The sequence below is a fragment of the Terriglobia bacterium genome (genome assembly GCA_036496425.1).
GTDB lineage: Bacteria > Acidobacteriota > Terriglobia > 20CM-2-55-15 > 20CM-2-55-15 > 20CM-2-55-15.
This window is the reverse complement of sequence record DASXLG010000027.1, coordinates 1-2552: the sequence shown is the minus strand read 5'-3', so window position 1 is coordinate 2552 and position 2552 is coordinate 1. Positions and strand designations below refer to the sequence as shown.

Here is a 2552-nt window from a genome sequence, read left to right as displayed (position 1 = left end):
GTTACACCTTCACCGATTTTCAAACGAATATTGCCGAGATCGCTTTGGTGAGGAACCTGCGACGCCCGAAGCACGATTTCGTTCGTCTCGCGTTCTATCAGGTAAACCAGGCAGGCATCGCAGTTAGTGACCTGCACTGTGAGGCCGACGATCTCGCCCAGCATTTCATCGAGCGAGAGTTCGGAACTCACGATGCCGCTGACCCGATGGAGGAGCCCAACAAGCGTAGCCGGAGGTTCTATGTGACTCATTGTTGCCATACCGAACTGTATTACGGCAAGGGGCACGAGAGCAATCAAATTTATTGATGCGGGTTATGCTCGCGCAAGGTCCGCCAATTCATGCAGATAGAGAAGCACCGCCGAGACGTGATTATTACGCTTTGATTAACACGAGTTGTTCTTGTTCTTCACCCGTGACTTTCGCGAAACCGTCGCCCACATACATATTGACTTCCGAACGAATGCCAAATTCCGGCAGATACACGCCGGGCTCGACGGAAAAGCAACTGCCGGGCAGAAGCTGACGCTCGTCATGCGATTCCAGGTTGTCCATATTAGCGCCGGTACCGTGAATTTCCGTCGCAATGCTGTGTCCGGTCCGATGGAAGAAATACTCGCCAAGGCCGTGACTTTCTATATGACCGCGCGCCACGTCGTCCACTTCGAATCCGGCTAGACGTTCGCCGGCTCCTATCTTTCGAATTACGAATTCAGTCGCTTTCTTCCGCGCGTCCCGAACAATGTTAAAGACCTGCTGAACACGATCCGGTATGGTATCTCCGCAAACCCCCGTCCAAGTAATGTCGTAGAAGATACTACCGGGATGGGAAAGTTTGGCAAACATGTCGATGAGAACGACGTCGCCGGACTGAATATGCGCGGCCCGTTCCGCGGACGGCTCGTAGTGCGGGTCCGATGCGTTCGCATTGACGGCGACAATCGGCCCGTGGTCGCTCTCGAGCGCCGACTGATCGAAACGACGCCGGATGAACTCATGGACCTGAAATTCGGTAATCGGATTTCTGGCTCGGATACGATCCGCTATTAGTTGAAACGCTTCGCCGCGGATTTGGTCGATTCGCTTACCCGCCTCCATGTGCGATTGAAATTGCGCTTCCGTGAGGCGCGCTTCAAACTCCTGCACCAGGTCGGCCGAACTGACGACCTCGACACCAGCCGCCCGAACCAATTCGATCGTCCCGCCATCCACAAGCGAAATGTAGGGAATGGCGCAGTTTGGCGAATACTGCATAGCGATTCGGGCGACGCTCATGAGCATGGCGTGCAGCTTCTGCTGCTGTTCCACCCAGCTCGAGTAAACATGCTGGCTGCCCGGCAGGCTGCTGAGCGTGCCGCTCTCGATACGATGCACCAGTTTTTGCGGCTCCCCCTCCGCGGGAACGAAATAGTACCATCGCCGCGAGACGAGCAGGCCTGCCGGAATTTCGAGGATTCGATACGCGAGCGGATCGCGATAGTGATGATCGAAAAATAACCAGCCGTCCAGGTTACGGGCGCGCAGGCTCTCTTGTATCCGGTCGGTGAGCATCTTTTGTGATTGTATGTGGTGTTAACAGGCTCACCACAATAAGACTGGCGACCGATACGAAAAGAGCCGGATAGACAGCGTCGATACGGCCGATGCTCGATTGAATTCCTTGCGGTCCATAGTTCTGGAGAAGTTGCCAGGCTATGGTGACGATTGTGCCGAGGACGATCGAACTGACGGCGCCCGCTGCCGTGCTGCGCCGCCAGAAAAAGACGGCCATCACCGCTGGAGTGACTGCCGCGCCATACACCGTATAGGCATAGAGTGCGGCTTTCAGAACGGATTCGAACTGAGTGGCCTGCAGCACGGCGAATGCGCCCAGCAGGATCACGATCAGTCGCGAAACAATCAAAGTCTTCCGCTCGGAGGAGTTGCGGTCGATGAACCGTCCATAAATGTCATGGATCAGATTGGTCGCGGGAGAGAAGAGATAGTTATTGGCAGTAGAAATGACCTTTGCGAAAATGCCGCCGAGCAAGATTGCTCCCAGCCAGGGAGGCAAACCTTCTTTGGCGGTGAGGGCAAGAATCTCACGCGGATGCGCGGTATGCAGTTTCGAGCTCGCGATGACGGCTACGGCCATAAGCAGCGTCTCGAGAACCACCGTTCCTACAATCCATCCGACGACCGATTTTCGCGCATCACTCTCCGATTTTGCGGAAAAGAATTTTTGATACATGCCCTGATTGCCGATCAGTAACAGCATGGTGGGAAGAGCCAATCCGATGGCCCGCGAGAGCGTGTAATCCCCGAGCACCTGAAAATGGGTTGCCGGGAGCGCGCTTTCGACGGCTTGCCAACCACCCACTCGACCGAGCAGGATCGGAACTGCGACGATGACGGTCAGTGTCACCAGAGAACCGATCACGAGATCGAGATAAGCAATCGACGCCATGCCGGCAGCCGCTGTGAAAAAAATGACGAAGGCGGCCATGATATATAGCCCGGTGTTTCTGGCAACCTGCGGAAATATCAGGTGAAGGATGTCGCCGCCGCCGATC

General features: G+C 55.4%; 3 protein-coding genes. All 3 read right to left on the bottom strand.

Annotated features, from left to right (window positions below; translation table 11 throughout):
* Positions 1-251 (bottom strand): hypothetical protein (locus VGK48_02140; protein ID HEY2379959.1); only part of this gene is annotated, 251 nt, incomplete at its 3' end.
* A 124-nt stretch (positions 252-375) separates the two neighbouring features.
* A complete protein-coding gene (locus tag VGK48_02135) occupies positions 376-1551 on the bottom strand; it encodes a M24 family metallopeptidase (GenBank protein ID HEY2379958.1) in 1176 nt (391 codons plus the stop codon).
* The coding region (locus VGK48_02130; protein ID HEY2379957.1) for a sodium:solute symporter family protein at positions 1511-2552 on the bottom strand (1042 nt) is incomplete at its 5' end. The genes VGK48_02135 and VGK48_02130, both read right to left, overlap by 41 nt.